Origin of the sequence: Streptomyces sp. R41 (assembly GCF_041053055.1) — a bacterium.
Lineage (GTDB): Bacteria > Actinomycetota > Actinomycetes > Streptomycetales > Streptomycetaceae > Streptomyces.
In genome coordinates this window covers 2,781,003-2,799,476 of sequence record NZ_CP163443.1, presented here as the reverse complement: position 1 = coordinate 2,799,476, position 18,474 = coordinate 2,781,003, and the positions used below count along the sequence as shown (strand labels likewise).

At 70.3% G+C, this 18,474-nt stretch carries 15 protein-coding genes and 3 pseudogenes; 8 read left to right on the top strand and 10 right to left on the bottom strand.

The window, feature by feature from the left end; translation table 11 throughout:
- The first annotated feature begins 3 nt into the window (after positions 1 to 3).
- Both AB5J53_RS13165 and AB5J53_RS13160 read left to right on the top strand, forming a co-directional pair.
- On the top strand, positions 4 to 594 hold the full coding sequence (locus AB5J53_RS13165) for a hypothetical protein (RefSeq protein ID WP_369245815.1): 591 nt from the start codon (positions 4 to 6) through the stop codon (positions 592 to 594).
- Positions 595 to 664: 70 nt separating this feature from the next.
- The gene (locus AB5J53_RS13160; RefSeq protein WP_369245814.1) at positions 665 to 859 is read left to right on the top strand and encodes a hypothetical protein; all 195 of its coding nucleotides are present in this window, start codon (positions 665 to 667) and stop codon (positions 857 to 859) included.
- A gap of 24 nt (positions 860 to 883) precedes the next feature.
- Here the strand turns inward: AB5J53_RS13160 and AB5J53_RS13155 are convergent, their stop codons facing one another.
- From AB5J53_RS13155 to AB5J53_RS13135, 5 genes are all read right to left on the bottom strand, one after another.
- Entirely contained in the window at positions 884 to 1,636 is a 753-nt protein-coding gene (locus AB5J53_RS13155) for an amino acid ABC transporter ATP-binding protein (protein WP_369245813.1), read from the bottom strand.
- Positions 1,633 to 2,535 (bottom strand): amino acid ABC transporter permease, encoded by a 903-nt coding sequence (locus tag AB5J53_RS13150; RefSeq protein ID WP_369245812.1) that lies wholly within the window; start codon positions 2,533 to 2,535, stop codon positions 1,633 to 1,635. Before AB5J53_RS13150 ends, AB5J53_RS13155 begins: the two co-directional genes overlap by 4 nt.
- Positions 2,532 to 3,416: an ABC transporter substrate-binding protein gene (locus tag AB5J53_RS13145; RefSeq protein ID WP_369245811.1), complete on the bottom strand. Its 885-nt coding sequence runs from the start codon at positions 3,414 to 3,416 to the stop codon at positions 2,532 to 2,534. The genes AB5J53_RS13150 and AB5J53_RS13145 overlap by 4 nt, the downstream gene beginning before the upstream one ends.
- A 444-nt stretch (positions 3,417 to 3,860) precedes the next feature.
- Entirely contained in the window at positions 3,861 to 4,517 is a 657-nt protein-coding gene (locus AB5J53_RS13140; protein WP_369245810.1) for an MBL fold metallo-hydrolase, read from the bottom strand.
- Positions 4,518 to 4,526: 9 nt separating this feature from the next.
- Positions 4,527 to 5,216, bottom strand: a complete 690-nt coding sequence (locus AB5J53_RS13135) for a maleylpyruvate isomerase family mycothiol-dependent enzyme (RefSeq protein ID WP_369245809.1) — start codon at positions 5,214 to 5,216, stop codon at positions 4,527 to 4,529.
- A 223-nt stretch (positions 5,217 to 5,439) separates the two neighbouring features.
- On the opposite strand from AB5J53_RS13135, the gene uvrA reads away from it, so the two are divergent.
- Entirely contained in the window at positions 5,440 to 8,481 is a 3,042-nt protein-coding gene (gene uvrA, locus AB5J53_RS13130) for an excinuclease ABC subunit UvrA (protein WP_369245808.1), read from the top strand.
- Positions 8,482 to 8,590: 109 nt separating this feature from the next.
- Here uvrA and AB5J53_RS13125 read toward each other — a convergent pair.
- Positions 8,591 to 8,932, bottom strand: a pseudogene (locus AB5J53_RS13125) (YceI family protein); the annotation flags it as partial.
- A gap of 3 nt (positions 8,933 to 8,935) precedes the next feature.
- On the opposite strand from AB5J53_RS13125, the pseudogene AB5J53_RS13120 reads away from it, so the two are divergent.
- Positions 8,936 to 9,031: pseudogene (locus AB5J53_RS13120) on the top strand (transcriptional regulator); the annotation flags it as partial.
- 8 nt (positions 9,032 to 9,039) lie between these two features.
- Here AB5J53_RS13120 and AB5J53_RS13115 read toward each other — a convergent pair.
- Positions 9,040 to 9,951 carry a carbohydrate kinase gene (locus AB5J53_RS13115; protein WP_369245807.1) on the bottom strand — a complete coding sequence of 304 codons (912 nt, stop codon included), beginning with the start codon at positions 9,949 to 9,951 and terminating at the stop codon, positions 9,040 to 9,042.
- The gene (locus AB5J53_RS13110; protein ID WP_369245806.1) at positions 9,948 to 11,006 is read right to left on the bottom strand and encodes a LacI family DNA-binding transcriptional regulator; all 1,059 of its coding nucleotides are present in this window, start codon (positions 11,004 to 11,006) and stop codon (positions 9,948 to 9,950) included. Before AB5J53_RS13110 ends, AB5J53_RS13115 begins: the two co-directional genes overlap by 4 nt.
- A 262-nt stretch (positions 11,007 to 11,268) precedes the next feature.
- Here AB5J53_RS13110 and AB5J53_RS13105 point away from each other — a divergent pair, with 262 nt between their 5' ends.
- Positions 11,269 to 11,697: a Rieske (2Fe-2S) protein gene (locus AB5J53_RS13105; protein ID WP_369245805.1), complete on the top strand. Its 429-nt coding sequence runs from the start codon at positions 11,269 to 11,271 to the stop codon at positions 11,695 to 11,697.
- Between the two features lie 31 nt (positions 11,698 to 11,728).
- On the opposite strand, the gene AB5J53_RS13100 is transcribed toward AB5J53_RS13105, so the two are convergent.
- Positions 11,729 to 12,676, bottom strand: a complete 948-nt coding sequence (locus AB5J53_RS13100) for a hypothetical protein (protein WP_369245804.1) — start codon at positions 12,674 to 12,676, stop codon at positions 11,729 to 11,731.
- A 386-nt stretch (positions 12,677 to 13,062) separates the two neighbouring features.
- Here AB5J53_RS13100 and AB5J53_RS13095 point away from each other — a divergent pair.
- Positions 13,063 to 13,473 (top strand): annotated as a pseudogene (locus tag AB5J53_RS13095) (hypothetical protein); the annotation flags it as partial.
- A gap of 284 nt (positions 13,474 to 13,757) precedes the next feature.
- On the opposite strand, the gene AB5J53_RS13090 reads toward AB5J53_RS13095, so the two are convergent.
- Entirely contained in the window at positions 13,758 to 14,114 is a 357-nt protein-coding gene (locus AB5J53_RS13090) for a response regulator (RefSeq protein WP_369245803.1), read from the bottom strand.
- A 169-nt stretch (positions 14,115 to 14,283) separates the two neighbouring features.
- Here AB5J53_RS13090 and AB5J53_RS13085 point away from each other — a divergent pair, with 169 nt between their 5' ends.
- A complete protein-coding gene (locus AB5J53_RS13085) occupies positions 14,284 to 15,651 on the top strand; it encodes a sugar ABC transporter substrate-binding protein (RefSeq protein WP_369245802.1) in 1,368 nt (455 codons plus the stop codon).
- Positions 15,648 to 18,374: a PAS domain S-box protein gene (locus AB5J53_RS13080; protein WP_369245801.1), complete on the top strand. Its 2,727-nt coding sequence runs from the start codon at positions 15,648 to 15,650 to the stop codon at positions 18,372 to 18,374. Before AB5J53_RS13085 ends, AB5J53_RS13080 begins: the two co-directional genes overlap by 4 nt.
- The last annotated feature ends 100 nt before the right edge of the window (positions 18,375 to 18,474 follow it).

Here is an 18,474-nt window from a genome sequence, read left to right as displayed (position 1 = left end):
TTCATGAATTTCTTTGAGGGATTGATCGCGCCCGACCCACCGGACGAGCCGCAGCCGGAGACACAGCACCGATTAGGCGCCTACCGGCCGGGCGAGAAAGAGTCGTTACCGCCCGCGGACTGGTTCGTGCCTGCCCAACTGCCGCAGGTCACCGAGCTCGGAGCCGGCCCGGACACGCGCATCATGCTCACCGGCTGGCAGGTGTGGCCCGGTTCGGTGACCCTCCAACTCGGCGTTTTCCTGCGGACCATACGGCAAGGCGTGCCCGCACGCCCCGTCCACTTCGGCGGCGGGCACGCGGGCGCCGGAGCCCTGCGGTTCGGCGTATCGCTCTCGGACGGACGGCGGGTCACCACCCTCGACGGACACCCGTGGCCCGCGCCGACGGGCGGGCCGCCACGGCCGACACTTCAGTTGGGTGGTGGAGGCGGCGGCGGATTCCACTACCAAGTGGAGCTGCACGTCTCCCAGCTGCCCCCGGAGGGGCCCATGCGGCTGGAGGCCGAATGGCCCGATCAGGGCGTGCCCGAAACCCGTACGGAGATCGACGCCACGGCGCTGCGAGCCGCGGCCGCCGAGGCGGTGCGGATCTGACCGGAGGACGAGCACCTTCGGCGACTTCTCGCGCGACGGCCACAGCGAGTTGCACGAGGAGATCGGCTTCGTGTTCGGGGACGAACCCGACATCCACTGGCTGTACCGCTTTTGGCAGTGGGACAAGGCCGAGGGGATGTGGGGCGCCTACGAGCTCGCCTACGCCTCGTACATGGGCGGCGTACGCGTCACCGACCGCCGCGCCGTCGAGGGGCCGCCGCGGCGCTGGGCCGAGATACCCGAGGGCAGTGAGCTGCTGTACTGATCCGCGGCGTGACGGAGGCAGGCGTCAGAGTCGCCTCGCCTCCACGATCCGGTGCAGGAACCGCTGGGTGCGCTCCTCCCGGGGGTCTCCGAAGACCTCCTCGGCCGTGCCGCGCTCGAGGACCACACCGCCGTCCAGGAAGCAGACCTGGTCCGCGACCTCGCGGGCGAAGCCCATCTCGTGCGTGGCGAGGACCATGGTCATGCCGTCGTCCTTCAAGTCCCGGACGACGTTCAGGACTTCGCCCACGAGTTCCGGGTCGAGAGCTGCGGTGATCTCGTCGAGGAGGAGCAGTCGGGGGCGTACGGCCAAGGCGCGGACGATCGCGGCCCGTTGCTGCTGGCCGCCGCTCAGCCGGTCCGGGTACTCGCCCGCCTTGGCGCCGAGCCCGAGCCGTTCGAGCAGCTCACACGCGTGTGCCTCCGCCTCCGCGCGGTTCACGCCGTGCACGCGGCGCGGTGCGAGGGTGATGTTCTCCAGGACGGTCATGTGCGGAAAGAGGTTGTACGCCTGGAACACCACGCCGATCCGGCGGCGCACCGCGTCCTGGTCGGCCCGGGGGTCGGTGATCTCCTCGTCGTCCAGCCAGATCGCGCCGTCGTCTATCTCTTCGAGGAGGTTCGCGCAGCGCAGCAGGGTCGACTTGCCGGAGCCGGAGGCGCCGATGAGCGCGGTCACCGTGTGCGGGGCGACCTCCAGGTCGACGTCCCGCAGCACGACCGATTCACCGAAGGTCTTGCGGACGGACTCCATCCGCAGCACCGGAGCGTCGGTCATATGGTCCCTCCCTGTGCCCGCTGACGGTCCATCCGGGCCGTGACCCAGTCCGTGAAGCGGGTCATCGGGATGGTCAGGGCGACGAAGACCAGTCCCGCGACGATGTACGGCGTGTAGTTGAGGCTACGGCCCACGATGATGTCGGCGGCGCGTACCGCGTCCACCGCGCCGCCGATCGAGACGAGTCCGGTGTCCTTCTGGAGGGACACGAGGTCGTTGAGGAGGGGTGGCACCTGGCGGCGTACGGCCTGGGGGAGGACGACGTAGCGCAGGGCCTGCCGGTTGGTCAGGCCCAGTGAGCGGGCCGCCGCGCGCTGCGAGGGGTGGATGGACTCGATGCCGGCGCGGAACACCTCGGCGACATACGCCGAGTACGTCAGCGTCAGCGCCGTCCCGCCGAGGAGGACCGGGTCCACCGTGACGCCCTGCAGCCGCAGCGCGGGGACGCCCAGGACCACGATCATCAGGTTGATGATCAGCGGGAGTCCGCGGAAGAAGTCGGTGTACGCGGCGGCCAGCGCCCGGAGCGGGAAGAACACCGGGCCGCGCAGCGTGCGGGCGATGGCGATCAGCATCCCCAGGACGAGGACCGCCGCGCCGCATATCAGCAGCAGCCGGACGTTGAGCCAGAGTCCTTCGAGAACCTTGGGGAACGCCTCGCGCGCGTACTGCGCGTTGAAGAACGTCTCTTTGGTGCGCGGCCAGCCGGGCGCGTTGACGACGACGAAGTACAGCACGACGCCGGTGACCAGGGTGGAGAGCGCGGCGATCGCCGTCGCGCGGCGGGCGCGGGCGCGCTTGTGGCGCTCGCGCTCGAGCCGCCGCTGCGACGGCACGTAGGCGTCGCGCATGTCTCCTTCGCCGGAGTCCTCTCCCGACTCCTCCTTCAGGACCGTCACTTGAGCACCGGAGCGTCGACGGCCTCGGAGAGCCACTGCTTCTCGATCTTCGCCAGCGTGCCGTCCTCGCGCAGGGTGTCCACGGCCTTCGTCACGCAGGAGGTCAGCGCGCTGCCCTTGTCGAGAACGAGCCCGAACTGCTCGGGCGTGCCGCCCTGGTTCTCGAACTGCCCGACGATCTTCGCGTCGGTCACCTCGGCCGCCGTGATGTAGAACGCGGTGGGCAGGTCGACCACGATGGCGTCCACCTGGCCGTTCTTCAGCGCGGACTTGGCCTGGTCGTTCTTCGCGTACGCGGCCGGCTCCTGGGTCGGCTTCACCACGTCGTCGATGTAGTTCAGGCTGGTGGTGCCGACCTGGGCGCCCAGCTTCAGACCCTTGAGGTCCGCGATGCTCTTCGCCTTCGCGGCCTTGGAGCTCTTCAGCGCGATGACGGCCTGGCGCACGTCGTAGTAGCCGGACGAGAAGTCCACGGCCTTCTTGCGCTCGGTGCTGATCGACACCTGGTTGATGTCGAAGTCGAAGGTCTTCTGGCCGGGCGCGAAGGCCTTGTTGAAGGGGACGCTCTGCCAGACGACATCGCCGTTGGCGTAGCCGAGTTGCTTGGCCACGGCGTATGCGACCGCAGACTCGAAGCCCTTGCCGTTGGCGGGCTTGTCGTCCTTGAACCATGGCTCGTACGCGGGCTCGTCGGTCGCGATCGTGAGCTTGCCGGAGGTCTGGGTGCTCAACTTGCCTTTGGCGCAGGTCTCCCCGGTTGCTCCGGAGGCCTTGTCGGTCGCCTTCTCCTCCGGCTGCGGAGCACAGCCCACTGCCAGGGCGAGCAGGGCGACGGTGGCGGCGGACGCGGTGCGGCGCAGGGCGCGTTGGGCGAGATGCATGGCGGGAGAGTGGCAGTGCACCCCGCTGTTTGTCGAGGTCACAAGGGCAAATGTCCGCATAGTGGGAACGTGTGTTGCAGTCCCGTGAACGCTCCACGAGAAGCTCGGCCGTGTGCTCGACGAGAAGCTCTGCCGGGGCCGCCGGCCGAGGGCGGGGATCGAAAGGCCGGCGGCCCGTTGCCGCGCAGGAGCCGTCATCCTGCGCGGGGCTGCCTCCAGTGGACTGCACCAGTGCCCGCGCCGGGAGCGCGCGCGTGACACCGGCGCGTGCGCTCGGTTCACACGGGGCGCGCGCTTCACCCTTCGCGCGGGGGCACGTGCACCTGAATGGCACGGAGCGCGCCCGTGCGGCGTGCGGGGTACGCGCTCGTGAGACACACGAGGTGTGCACTCACGAGAAAGCGCGGGGCGCGTGCTTGTGAACACGCGCCCCTGAGCGCGGGTTCACCACCCCCGCGCGTGCCACTCCGGCAAATGCGGTCGCTCCGCGCCCAGCGTCGTGTCGTTGCCGTGCCCGGGGTAGACCCAGGTCTCGTCCGGCAGCACGCCGAAGATCTTGGTCTCGACGTCGTGGATGAGGCTGGCGAACGCCTTCGGGTCCTTGCGTGTGTTGCCCACACCGCCCGGGAACAGGCAGTCCCCTGTGAACACATGCGGATGCCCGTGCGGGTCGTCGTAGACAAGGGCGATCGAGCCCGGTGTGTGCCCCACCAGGTGGCGCGCGGTGAGTTCCACGCGCCCCACCCGGATCGTGTCGCCGTCGTCCACGAGGACGTCGGTCGGCACCGGGATGCCGTCGGCGTCGTCCCGGCCCGCGTAGGTGCGCGCGCCGGTGGCCGCCACTACCTCCGCGAGCGCCTGCCAGTGGTCGCCGTGCTGATGGGTGGTCACGACGGACGCGATGCCGTCGTCGCCGATCAGCGTGAGCAGCGTCGAGGCGTCGTTCGCCGCGTCGATCAGAAGCTGCTCGTCGGTGGCCCGGCAGCGCAGCAGATAGGCGTTGTTGTCCATCGGGCCGACGGCGACCTTGGAGATCATCAGGTTCTGCAGCTCGTGCACATCGGCAGGGCCGCCGACCTTCACCGCTCCGCTGTACGTCATGACGGCAGCCTATAGCGGGGGGAGGGCGGGAAGCAGGCCACCGTCGACCGTCAGATCGGCCCCGTCGCGGCGCCCCGCGAGCCAGCCCAGGAGTACAGGCGTCGGGCCGGTCACGATGACCTCCGGGGTGCCCTCCGTGCCGCGTCCCGTGCTCCACGCGCGCGTGCCGTCCGTGATCCGTGTGGGCGGCACATCGGGATGCCCGGCGAAGCGGGCGGCGAGGAACTCGATCTCCCGTTCCACGAACTCCTCTGGAAGATCCTCGAGCTCGTACCCGATCCCCAGATCCACGTGGTGCAGCTCCACCTCGACCCACCGCCGGAACGGCACCCGGGATGCCGAGTCCGTGACCCCGTTGCGCAGCTCCACCGTGCGGGACCAGTCCGCGGGCGCGGCCGCCGCCTCCTGGAAGCGGGCCGCGCTCTCGCGCACGTCCGCGAGCTGCGTGTCCAGGGGGCGCGGCGCGTCCCGCTCGATGTCGGTGTCCCGGGCGTCGCCCGAGGCGTACATGGGATGCCCTTCGAGGACGTTCACGAGAGCGTCCGCGTTGCGGGCGAGGTGGGCGAGGACGTGGCCGCGGCTCCAGCCGGGAAGCCGTGACGGCTCGGCCACGGATGCGTTGTCCAATTTGGCCGCTGCGGTGAGCAGCCGTTCGGTCGCGTCACGTACAGACGCCAGGTCGCGCACATGATCAATCATGAGGCCGACCCTAGCCCTGCCACACGTTTGGGTGAAGGTGGTCGACCACCCCCGCAAATCGAATACCCGTGCTATAAGCTCGGGCACGGCGTCGGGCATGCTGGATGGCCCGGGATTGTTGTGAACCAGGGAAACCAACCGGCGCTGTCAGTGGCTCCCCCTACTCTGAAAAATGACGGGGGCCCCGCCCCTGTCACTTCTCTCAAGAAAGGTGCGGACCGGCGTGGCCGACCGTCTCATCGTCCGTGGAGCGCGCGAGCACAATCTCAAGAATGTCTCGCTCGACCTCCCGCGCGACTCGCTCATCGTCTTCACGGGCCTGTCGGGGTCGGGCAAGTCCTCGCTGGCCTTCGACACGATCTTCGCCGAGGGGCAGCGGCGCTACGTGGAGTCGCTCTCCTCGTACGCCCGGCAGTTCCTCGGCCAGATGGACAAGCCGGATGTCGACTTCATCGAAGGCCTCTCCCCGGCGGTCTCCATCGACCAGAAGTCGACCTCGCGCAACCCGCGCTCGACGGTCGGCACCATCACAGAGGTCTACGACTATCTGCGCCTGCTCTTCGCGCGCATCGGCAAGCCGCACTGTCCCGAGTGCGGCCGCCCCATCACGCGCCAGTCGCCGCAGGCCATCGTCGACAAGGTCCTGGAGCTGCCGGAGGGGAGCCGCTTCCAGGTCCTGTCGCCGCTGGTGCGCGAGCGCAAGGGAGAGTTCGTCGACCTCTTCGCCGATCTTCAGACCAAGGGGTACAGTCGGGCCAGGGTCGACGGCGAGACGATCCAGCTCACCGAGCCGCCCACGCTGAAGAAGCAGGAGAAGCACACCATCGAGGTGGTCGTCGACCGCCTCACGGTGAAGGACTCCGCCAAGCGCCGCCTGACCGACTCCGTGGAGACCGCCCTCGGCCTCTCCGGCGGCATGGTCGTTCTCGACTTCGTCGACCTCCCCGAGGACGACCCCGAGCGCGAGCGCATGTACTCGGAGCACCTGTACTGCCCGTACGACGACCTGTCCTTCGAAGAGCTGGAGCCCCGCTCCTTCTCCTTCAACTCGCCCTTCGGCGCCTGCCCCGAGTGCACCGGCATCGGTACGCGCATGGAGGTCGACCCCGAGCTGATCATCCCGGACGAGGAGAAGTCCCTCGACGAGGGCGCCATCCACCCTTGGTCGCACGGACACACCAAGGACTACTTCGACCGCCAGATCGGCGCCCTCGCGGACGCACTCGGCTTCCGGACGGACATCCCCTTCGCGGGCCTGCCGCAGCGCGCCAAGAAGGCCCTGCTCTACGGCCACAAGACACAGATCCAGATCCGCTACCGCAACCGGTACGGCCGCGAGCGCGTGTACATGGCGTCCTTCGAGGGTGCCGTGAACTTCGTCAAGCGCCGGCACAGCGACGCCGAGAGCGACGCGAGCCGAGAGCGCTTCGAGGGCTATATGCGCGAGGTGCCCTGCCCCACCTGTGAGGGCACGCGTCTGAAGCCGCTCGTCCTCGCGGTCACCGTCATGGAGAAGTCGATCGCCGAGGTCTCCGCGATGTCCATCAGCGACTGCGCGGACTTCCTGGGCGAGCTGAAGCTCAACGCCCGCGACAAGAAGATCGCCGAGCGCGTCCTGAAGGAGGTCAACGAAAGGCTGCGCTTCCTGGTCGACGTCGGCCTCGACTACCTGTCGCTGAACCGCGCCGCCGGCACCCTCTCCGGCGGTGAGGCCCAGCGCATCCGTCTGGCCACCCAGATCGGCTCCGGGCTCGTGGGCGTCCTGTACGTCCTCGACGAGCCCTCCATCGGTCTGCACCAGCGCGACAACCACCGGCTGATCGAGACCCTGGTCCGGCTGCGCGACATGGGTAACACCCTCATCGTCGTCGAGCACGACGAGGACACCATCAAGGTCGCCGACTGGATCGTCGACATCGGCCCCGGCGCGGGCGAGCACGGCGGCAAGGTCGTGCACAGCGGCCCCTTGAAGGAGCTGCTCACCAACCCCGAGTCGATGACCGGCCAGTACCTGTCGCGCAAGAAGGAGATCGCGACCCCGGACATCCGCCGCCCCGCCGACCCGAGCCGCAAGCTCACAGTGCACGGCGCCCGGGAGAACAACCTCCAGGACATCGACGTGTCCTTCCCGCTGGGCGTCCTCACGGCCGTCACCGGCGTCTCGGGCTCCGGCAAGTCGACACTGGTCAACGACATCCTGTACACGCACCTGGCCCGCGAGCTGAACGGCGCGAGGAACGTTCCCGGGCGGCACACGCGTGTGGAGGGTGACGACCTCGTCGACAAGGTCGTGCACGTCGACCAGTCGCCCATCGGCCGTACACCCCGGTCGAACCCTGCGACGTACACCGGAGTCTTCGACCACGTCCGCAAGCTGTTCGCGGAGACGACCGAGGCGAAGGTGCGGGGCTACCTGCCCGGCCGCTTCTCCTTCAACGTCAAGGGCGGCCGCTGCGAGAACTGCTCCGGCGACGGCACCATCAAGATCGAGATGAACTTCCTGCCGGATGTGTATGTCCCCTGCGAGGTCTGCCACGGGGCGCGCTACAACCGGGAGACCCTGGAGGTCCACTACAAGGGCAAGTCCATCTCCGAGGTCCTCGACATGCCGATCGAGGAGGCCCTCGGCTTCTTCGAGGCCGTCCCGGCGATCGCCCGCCACCTGCGGACGCTCAACGACGTCGGTCTGGGCTACGTCCGGCTCGGCCAGTCCGCGCCGACGCTGTCCGGCGGTGAGGCGCAGCGCGTCAAGCTCGCGAGCGAGCTGCAGAAGCGTTCCACGGGCCGCACGGTGTACGTGCTCGACGAGCCGACCACAGGTCTGCACTTCGAGGACATCAGCAAGCTCATCACGGTGCTGTCCGGCCTGGTCGACAAGGGCAACACGGTCATCGTCATCGAGCACAACCTCGATGTCATCAAGACCGCGGACTGGGTCGTCGACATGGGTCCCGAGGGTGGCAACGGCGGCGGTCTCGTGATCGCCGAGGGCACGCCCGAGCAGGTCGCCGGCGTCCCGACCAGCCACACCGGAAAGTTCCTGCGCGAGATCCTCGGCGCCGACCGGATCAGCGACGCGGCCCCCGTGAAGGTCGTGCGCAAGACCGCCGCCAAGAAGGTGGTGGCGGCCAAGGCGACGGCGAAGAAGACGACCACGAAGGCCGTCAACAACACGGCCACCAAGAAGGCTGCCGCGGCCACGAAGAAGACGGCCACCAAGAAGGCGACCCCCGCGAAGAAGACCACGCGGGCCAGCAAGGCCTGACCCCATCGAGCCTTCGGGGCCTGAACGGGACGGCTGCGCAAGGCCTGACAAGTCCCAAGAAATACGGCGCCCCACGGGAACTCCCCGTGGGGCGCCGCGCGTTGCACAATCAGCCGCCCTGCCCCTGCGGCTCGACGAACTGCATGTCCAGCCGCACCTTGACAACATCACCGAGGAACCCGGTCCCGAAGTCCAGACCGAAGTCGCCGCGCCGGATCTCGCCCGTCCCCTCGAATCCCGCGTGCTTGCGACCGTCGACGGGGGAGTCCACCACCCCGCCGAAATCGACGGCGAGCGTCACCGTCAGCGTCACGTCCCCGATGGTCAAGTCCCCTTCCATCGACCACTCCTCGCCGTCCCCGGACACCCGCGTCGAGCGGAAGGTCGTCGTCGGACGCTTCTCGACGTCGAGCAGTTCGGGCGAGCGAGTGTGCGCGTCGCGGTCCGGGTTGGCATGGTCGTACACCTCCCCGCCGACGAAGCCGCCGCGAGCGCGCTCGACCGGCTCAATGGGCGACGGCCCGGGGCGCTGCGGGCGGTCGGCAGCTGAGCGTCCCGCTACAGGTCGCCGAGCTCGGAGGCGTACGGCGGTTCTGCTCCCGCGCGTGAGCAGGTGATCGCCGCCGCGCGGGCCGCGAAGCGCAGCAGCTCGGTCCATCCGTCGGCGCCGAGGGCCGCCATCGCCGCCGGTGACAGGGCGTCCCGCGAGGCCAGGCCGTGCAGCAGCGCCGCGTTCACCGTGTCGCCGGCGCCGATGGTGTCCACGACGTCGACCGATTCGCCGGGGACGGAGTGGACCGAGCCGTCGCGAGTGAACGCCGTCAGGCCGTCGCCGCCCTGGGTGATCACCACGGCGGCGGGGCCGGACGCCAGCCACTCGCGCGGGGTGCCCCCGAGCCACAGGGCGTCCTCCTCCGAGAGCTTGAGGAGCGACACCGACGGCAGCCAGCTCTTGAAGCGGGCCCGGTAGGCGTCGGCGTCGGGGATCAGCCCGGCCCGGATGTTCGGGTCGAGCGCGGTGAACACGCCGCGCGCGGCGGCGGTCCGCATCAGCTCCTCGTACGCGCTCGCGCCCGGCTCCAGGACGAGCGAGCAGGTGCCGAAGGACACCGCCCTTGTGGCGTCGGGGAGTTGGTCCGGTGTCGAGAAGAGACGGTCCGCCGTGCCCTCGACGTAGAAGGAGTACGCGGCCGAGCCGTCCGTATCGATCGAGGCGACCGCGAGGGTCGTCGGCTCCGTTCCGCGCTGCACGGACGACACGTCGACGCCCGCCTCGCCGAGACCGCTGAGGAGTGCCTCGCCGAACGCGTCGTACGAGACCCGGGAGCAGAAGGCCGTGGGGGAGCCGAGGCGGCCGAGTGCCACGGCCGTGTTGTAGGGGCCGCCGCCCAGGCGCGGCAGCAGGCCCACCAGGGCGCCCGCGCCCTGCGGTACCAGATCTATCAGGGCCTCACCGGCGACGACGATCACGACTCGGGTCCTTTCCTGTGGCTCTCGGGGTGCTTGGAGCTCTCGGGGCAGCCGCACGAGGTGCGGTGGACGAAGGCGGAGGGCAGCCGGACGGTGCGGCCCGGACGGCCGGGTGACGTCAGCCGTTCCAGGAGCAGTTGGACGGCCTGGGCCCCTATCTCCTTGCTGGGCTGGGAGATCGCGGTCAGCCGGGGCGTGAACAGGTCCGCCCAGGAGAAGTCGTCGAAGCAGCACAGCGCCAGGTCGTCCGGCACGGACAGGTCCCGCTCGCGCAGGGATCGCAGCGCGCCGATGGTCATGGCGTTGTTGGCGGTGACGAGCGCGGTGGGCGGCGTCGCGAGCGACAGCAGGGCGTGGGTGGCCTCCTCGGCGGCCTCCGCCTGGGAGTTGCCTTGCGCCACGAGCCGCTCGTCGTACGGGAGTCCGGCGTGCGCGAGGCCGTGACGGTAGCCGGTGATCCGCTCGGTCGTGGTGCTGAGCCCGGGCAGGCCCGCGACCAGGGCGATGCGTTGGTGGCCCAGTTCGGCGAGGTGGGTGACCAGCCTCGTCATGGGCTCGGTGTTCTCGGTGCAGACCTGGTCGAAGCGGTAGGGGCCCTCGGCGGGGGAGTCGACGAGTCGGTCCAGGAACACGGTGGGCACGTCGTGCTGCCCGAGGTAGCCGAGGAGCTCGGCCGGGGCCGCGGAGGGCGCGATGATCACGCCGTCGACGCGTCGCTCGTGCAGCAGCTGGACGATCTTCCGCTCGTGCTGCGGATCGTCGTGCGGGTCGGCGATCAGCAGGCTGTAGCCGTGCTTCAGGGCGCCGGCCTCGACGCCCTGAAGGATCTCCGTGAAGTACGGGTTGCTGATCGCCGACACCGCGAGTCCGATGGACCGCGTGCGTGCGGTGACCAGCGAACGGGCCAGGGTGTTGGGTGTGTATCCGAGCTCGTCGATGGCGTCGAGGACGGCCTGGCGTGTCTGGGGCAGCACCGGGCGCGTGTCGTTGAGCACGTGCGAGACGGTCGCGGTGGACACGCCTGCCCGCTGGGCCACATCGACCATCGTTGCCATGGTGCTCCCTCCCTGCGGGCCTGGTTGTTCGCAGGGGAACGTATCCCATCCGGCGCCGGACGTAAACGCTTACGTCAACGTTTACGCAAGCGTTTACGCAAGCGATTACCTGGGTGATTGCGTGCGCGTATGCGTAAGCGTTTACGTGCGCACCGTGGAGTCGGCTCCCCCCGCCACGAGCGGAATGATTCATGCCGGTATCGTCGGTGTTCACTGCCCCTACCCGTGTCGGCGTCCACCGCCCCCGACCAGTGGAGATGCCATGCCCGGCCGTCCGTCCGCGAGCCGCCGTACCGTCCTGCGGGGAGCGGCGCTCACCCCGGTCGCCGGGCTCGCCCTCACCGCGTGCTCCGGCGGTGGTGACGGTGGCGGGGCACCCGCGACGCCGACCGCGCCGGTCGAACTGGGTACGGAGAGCGAGATCGCCAAGGGCGGTGCCAAGCTGTACCGGGATCGGAATGTCGTCGTCAGCCGTGCCGAGGACGGTGCGCTCAAGGCGTTCAGCTCGATCTGCACGCACGCAGGGTGTGCCATCAACAAGCTTCAGGGCACGACGCTCATCTGCCCCTGCCACGGCAGTGAATTCGACGCCGCGACGGGCGAGGTGCTGCAGGCGCCGGCCACCGTGCCGCTGCACGAGCTGTCGGTGGAGGCGAAGGACGGGAAGATCGTCGCGGGCCCGGGCGCCTGATCGGGGCCGCGCGACTCCCACCCGGGAGCGGTCACTCCCAGTCCCACCCGATCCCCAGGATCCCCGACCGCACGCGGGGCTCGACCAGATGCACCGAGCGATGGCGACCGCTCAGCGCCAGTTCCTGGCGGCCGCTGCGCGGAGCCGCCGCCGAGTGCTGGGTGAACCGGTGGCAGCGCACGGGCAACGCCTCCTCGGCGAACCGCACCTGGAGGGCGTACTGGCCGCCCGCGAAGCTGAAGCCGCGGACGTATTCGCTGGACGCGCCGGCCGTGCCGTCGTCGAAGCCGTAGCGGAACAGGAACGTATCGCCTGCGCGCAGGCGCGTGTCGAAGAGGAGCTCGGCCACGAGCACCCCGGTGTCGTGGTGCCAGCGCACCCGCCCCGTACGGCAGTTCTCCAGGGCGCGTACCGCCATCCGCTCCGGAGCGCATCCCGGGTCGCCGTGGTGAATGGCCACATAGCGGTCCACGCCGTCCCTGTGGGCGCGCACTATGTGGTGCGACTCGCGGCCCAGCAGCTCGCGGTGCGCGCCGATCCGTACGCGTTCGTGGTGGCCGAGGGTGTGCAGCCCGCCGTCGAGCGGTGACTCCAACTCGGCCAGGAGCCGCTCCAGGACGCCGGAGGCCTCCACGAGGGAGCGGTACGAACGACCCGCGGGGCGTTCCGGACCGGAGTGGTCGTCCGCCTTGGCGAGCAGCCGGATCAGTGACTCGTCCGGGAGCTGGAGGATCTCCTCCAAGGCGCGGACGGCCCGCAGCGACTCGGGGCGCTGCGGGCGCCTGGCGCCCTGCTGCCAGTAACTCAGGCTCGTCACACCGACCTTGACCCCGTACCGCGACAGATGGTGCTGGACGCGCTGCAGTGGCAGTCCGCGGGCGGCGATCGCGGCGCGCAGCGCGACATGGAAGGGGCCGCCCCGCAGAGCCGTCTCCAGCTCCGCCGTGGCGACGTCCGCGTGCTGTGTGCCGTGCCGCATGCAGGGGCCTTTCTGTGAATGTTCACTACGGCTGGTCAGGCCGTTCGTGCGAGTCGTCGGGGTCGCCAGGTCGGCGCGCGCGGTCCGTTCACACGCGTCTGCCGCCGTTCACGCCCCGAGTTCCTCCGCATTGAAGCGTGTTGACCAAGCCCCGACAACACCTGATGCTCAACATGCTTGACCGCAGCGTCCGGACGCGCTCCTCCACTCCTCGAACCCCACTCGGGAGGACCGCGATGCGTCACAGAAGACTGCTCGCTCTCGCCGCCGTTCTGGTCGCCCTCGGCGCCGCTCCGACGGCAACCGCCACAGCCTCCGATCCGACGGCAGCCGCCACGACATCGGCTCCGACGGCTCTCGTGTACAAGCGCCTGAACATCACCATGGTGGTGAACATCGCCTCCGGGGACGACGAGACGCGTTACGCGGCCCTGGGCGCCCGTCTGCTGCCGGGTGGCGCGGTCTTCAGGGAGCCGCAGATCGACGCCTGGTACGTCCGGCGCCACGCGCGCGTGCTGCCCCTCGATGCGGACACCCAGCAGGCGATCGGTCCTCACGGCACGACGCTCGCCGCCTATCGCGTGCACGAGGCGTACGCGGACAAGCTCCCCGGCTCCGCGTACGCGCGATCTGGCGAGGCGGGCGGATTCGGCTCCGAGTCCCCGGGGACCGGCCGCCCGCGTGCCCCGGAGAGCCCCGGCCCCGCCGTCGTCATCGCCTCGGCGGCAGCCGGCGTCGGTGCCCTCGTCGCCCTCGCCCTGAGCGCCTCCCGCGCCCTGCGCCGTCGCCGCCGCTGACTCCGCCTCCCGGCGCCGGGCGGAGTCACACTCCCGCTCCGCCCGGCTGCCGCAGCGGCGCTTGGGGCCTGTCCGGCGGATCATGCCGCAGACGCGGGGCCTGGCACGCCGATCTGCGGCGTTGTCGTCGGTTGCCGACTCCCCCACTCTCGGCTTCGCTCGAGCGGGGGGACCCCCATCGCGTCGACGCCCTCCTCCGCATTGCAGCTCGACGCACCAGGCCCCGCTCACCTGCACTTATGAGGAGCCGCTGCTTTCCTCCGGCCTGATCCGCCGGACAGGCCCTACTCCTCGCGTCCCAGCAACTCCCGTATAGCCCGTGCCGAGAGCGTCGACTTGTGGAGGAAGCCGCGGGCCGAACTGGCCGCGACGAGTTCCTGGAAGTCCTCCAGGGAGTGCGTCGAGATCAGGATCACGGCGGGCACGCTTCCCGCGAGCCGTCCCGCCACCTCGAAGCCGTTCTCGCCGTCGAGGTCGATGTCGACAAGGGCGACGTCCGGGGCCAGTTCAACGGCTCGCGCGAAGGCCTCCGCGCCCGTCGTGGCGACACCGACGACCTGCACCCCGCCACGCTCCAGCAGGGCGCGCGCGGCCTCCAGGAACCGGGCGCTGTCGTCGACGAGGAGACAGCGCATGGACATGGTGACAGCTTCCCAACAGGTTGACCTTCGCGCTTTCCAGCTAGCCGGAAAGTGCTGAAGTCCTTTGCCAGAAAGGGAGGTCCACGTTCACGGAGAGCAGCGGCGTGTCACCGGCGGTAGCATGTCGATGCCCTGGGGTGGCCGTGTCCCGTCGGTTGGGGGGTACACGATGAAGTTGCTCCGCAGGAAACCGATACCAGGCCGGGCGTTCCTCGCCGGAGCGGTGTGCGCGGCCCTCCTCGTCGCCGGATGCGGCGGGGACGGCGACGACGGACAGCGTTCCAAGGCGCGCGGGGACACCACGTGCGACGGAAAACTCAAGGGCACCACCGACATCACCGTGTGGTTCCACGCGGGCCCGAGCGGGGAGCTCGACACGATGCGCCACCAGGTCGAGGACTTCAACGCCGCGCAGAAGGCCGTACGGGTCGAGCTGATCACCCTTCCCGAAGAGCGCCCGTACACGGATCTGGTCGAGTCCGCGGCCGCCGGCGGCGACCTGCCCGACCTGCTCGACTTCGACGGCCCGAACCTCTACAACTACGCCTGGTCGGGCAAACTCAAGCCGATCGATTCCTGTGTGCCCGACAGCGTGAAGAACGACCTGTTGCCCTCGATCCGTGAGCAGGGCACCTATGCGGGCCGGTTGTGGGGCGTCGGCACCTTCGACTCCGGGCTCGGCCTCTACGTGCGCCCCTCCGTCCTGAAGAAGGCCGGCATCCGCGTCCCGAGCGGGCCGGGCGACGCGTGGGCGGCCACCGAGCTGACCGGCATCCTCCACCAGCTCAGGAAGCAGGGGTACCAGCGCCCGCTCGACCTCCGGCTCAACCACTCCGTTCCGGGTCAGGAATGGAACACGTACGGCTTCGCGCCCGCCGTCTGGTCGGCCGGCGGCGATCTCATCGACCCGAGGACCCACCGCACGGCCGACGGTTTCCTGAACAGCCCCGAAGCGGTCGAGGCGCTCACCACCATGCAGAGGTGGGCCAAGGAGGGGCTGATCGACCCGGACAAGGACGACAAGGCGTTCACGAAGGGCCGCAGTCCCATCTCCTGGGTGGGGCACTGGATGTACCCCGACTACACCAAGACGTTCCCGGGTGACGTGAAGATCGTCCCGCTGCCCGACTTCGGCAAAGGCACGGTCACCGGGATGGGGTCCTGGCAGTGGGGGATCACCACGGGCGCCACCGACGGGGACGCGGCCTGGCGCTTTCTCGCCTATCTGCTCAAGCCCGGCCAGATCCACCGCATGACCGTGGCGAACGGGGCGATCCCTGCGACGAACAGCGCCGTGAGGATCTCGCCGGCCTTCGCCCGGGGCGGCCCCGAGCAGCTCTTCATCGAGCAGCTGAGGACCGTCGCGCGGCCCCGCTCGCAGACTCCCGCCTATCCCGCCGTGACCGTGGCCTTCTCCAAGGCCTTCGCGAGGATCGTCGTCGATCGTGCTCCGGTCAAGGCCGCGCTGGACCAGGCGGTCCGTGAGATCGACAAGGATCTGGCCGTCCACCAGGATTACCCGGCGGGCGGGCCATGAGACCCGGCGGCCGGCGCACGGCGCGCGCAGCCGGGGCCCGTCCGCCGCTGCTCGCGCGGCTGCGGGTGGGCACCAAGCTCATGCTGCTCGCCCTGTTGCCGGTCGCCGGACTGCTCGCCTTCACGGTCTTCTCGGCCGTGGCCCAGTGGCACGAGGCGCGCACTCTGGAGCACTTCAGGGTCTCCACAAAGGTGTCCTTCGCGACGGCCGGGCTCTACGAGGCCGTTGCCCTTGAGCGCCTCACGGAGGTGCTCGCCGAGGCGGCCCCCGACCGGGCGGACACGGCGGCCGAGCGGGACGCGGCCAGGGGCGCCACCAACCGCGCCCTGACCGCCGCTGAGAGCGCCGCGTCCCGGCACCGGGGACAGCCCGACGTCCTCGGCGTCCTGGGCTCGCTGCGCAACCAACTCCACGCGGTCCGGCTGGAGTCGGCAGGCGACGCGCTCAGCGCGGCGGGGATCGAGCAGCGGTACTCGACCGTCGAGACGTATCTCCTCGACACCGTCCGCCGCCTCGACTCCAGCCGCCCCACGCGCGCCTCGGGCCGCTCCGGTGACGCCTATCTGGCGATCCTGGGCGCCATCGAGGCCGCCGAGCGCGAACGCGTCGAGCTCGCCGTCCTGCTCGCGGCACCGCGCCCCGACGGCCAAGGCGCCCCCGCCGGCCGCTGGCCCGCGTTGGAGACCGCCCAGCTCGACACCTTCCGCCAGACCGCCTCCGGGCCGCTGCGCACCCGCCTCGCCCGCGTATTGCTGCAACCCCCGGGGCGCACCGTGCGCGCGGCCCGCGAAGCCCTCATGGCAACCGAAGGAGCGAAGCCCGAACTCCCCTCCCTGGACCTGTGGCTCATGGCCTCCACAGACCGGCTCGACGCCCTGCGCGGCATCGGGCACGACACGGCCCGCGAACTCGCGGCCGACGCCGACCACGGCCTGAAGAGTGCCCAGGACCGTGGCGAGCGCGAACTCGCCCTCTCCGTAGGAGTGCTTTTCGCCGTCACTGTCCTCGCGCTGACGCTGCGCCGCTCCATCACGCGCCCGCTCACCGAGGTGTCCCAGGGCGCCAAGGCCCTTGCCGCCGGCGACCTGTCGTACGACGTCCACTACAGAGGACGCGACGAGATCGGCGTCGTCGCCGACACTTTCCGCGAACTCCATGTCACCAGCGAGCGGCTCGCCGCCGAGATCCGCACCATGAACACGGCGATCGACGACAACCGGCTCGGCCACCGTGCGGACGTCGCCGGGTTCGACGGGACCTGGGCACAGCTGCTGGGCGGCATGAACGACACCATGGCGTCGTTCGCCGCCGCACACGGCAGGCGCCGCGAGGCCGAGCGGGAGCTGGCGAGCATCTTCAACCTCTCCCTCGAGCTGCTGTGCATCTGCGGGATCGACGGCTACCTCAAGCGCGTGAATCCGGCCTTCGAGCGAACTCTGGGGTACCCCGCCGAAGTGCTCCTCACCAAGCCCTGGCTGGAGTTCGTCCACCCGGAGGACCGGGCACGCACGCGTGCCGTCCTCCGCCGCCTGGCCGACGGGGTCGACCTCGGCGAGTTCGAGAACCGCTGCCTGCGCGCGGACGGCACCGAGCGCTGGCTGCAGTGGAGCGCCCGCCCGGTGACAGGAGAGGGCCTCGTCTACGCCGCCGCGCGCGATGTCACCGAGAGCCGCCGCGCCGACCGCGAGCAGGCCGCGCTGCGCCGCGTCGCCACCCTCGTGGCCCGCGGCCAGTCGCCGCACGAGGTGTTCGCGGCGGTCGCGCGCGAGGTGGGGATGGTGCTGAGCACGGGGGCCGCCGCCGTTCTGCGCTACGGGACCGACGGTGCCGTCACGCTCCTCGGTTCGGCCCACGCGGCCGCGAGCGCGGGCGAGGCGGCGGCGGCCGCCGCGGTGGCCGAGACCCGCCGGGCGGCCCGCGCCGGACGCTCGGTCGGCGCGCCGATCGTCGTCGACGACCGTCTGTGGGGCGCGGTCGTCGCGGCCCCGACGGGCCCGGAACCGCTGCCCCCGGGCACCGAGTCCCGGCTCGCCGACTTCACCGAACTCGTCGCCACCGCCATCGCCAACGCCGACAGCCGGGCTCAGCTCACGGCTTCACGCGCGCGCGTGGTGGCCGCTTCGGACGCGTCGCGGCGCCGTATCGAGCGCGATCTGCACGACGGCATACAGCAACGGCTGGTCTCGCTCCAGCTGGGCCTGCGGATGGCCGAATCCATGATGGACGACCAATCGGCCGAGTTCGTCGAGCAGTTGGCGCACATCAGCAAGGGCCTGGACGACGCCTTCGAGGACCTGTTGCAGGTCTCCCGCGGCATCCACCCGGCGATCCTCTCCAGGGGCGGCCTGGGCCCCGCCTTGCGCGCCCTGGCCCGCCGCTCCGCCGTACCCGTGGAACTGGATCTCCAGCTGCCCTCCGCGCGCCTTCCGGAACAGACCGAGGTCGCCGTCTACTACGTGACCTCCGAATGCCTCACCAACGCGGCCAAGCATGCCCACGCCACGGTCGTACAGGTCGAGGCACGGACGCACGACGACGTCCTGGAGGTGTCCATCGGCGACGACGGGACCGGGGGCGCCCGACCCGGCGCCGGCTCGGGTCTCGTCGGGCTGACCGACCGCGTCGAGGCGATCGGAGGCAAGCTCGCGATCAGCAGCCCGCCGGGGAGCGGCACCACCCTGACGGTACGGCTGCCGCTGCGGGAACCGCCGTCGGAGCAGTGACCGCCCAGGGCGTGCCGGGCGCCAGGGGTGGGACGCGTACCGGCGGGCACGGACCGACCACCGTCGTTTCTCGATCCGTGTCCGCCGCGTCTCCCGCAGC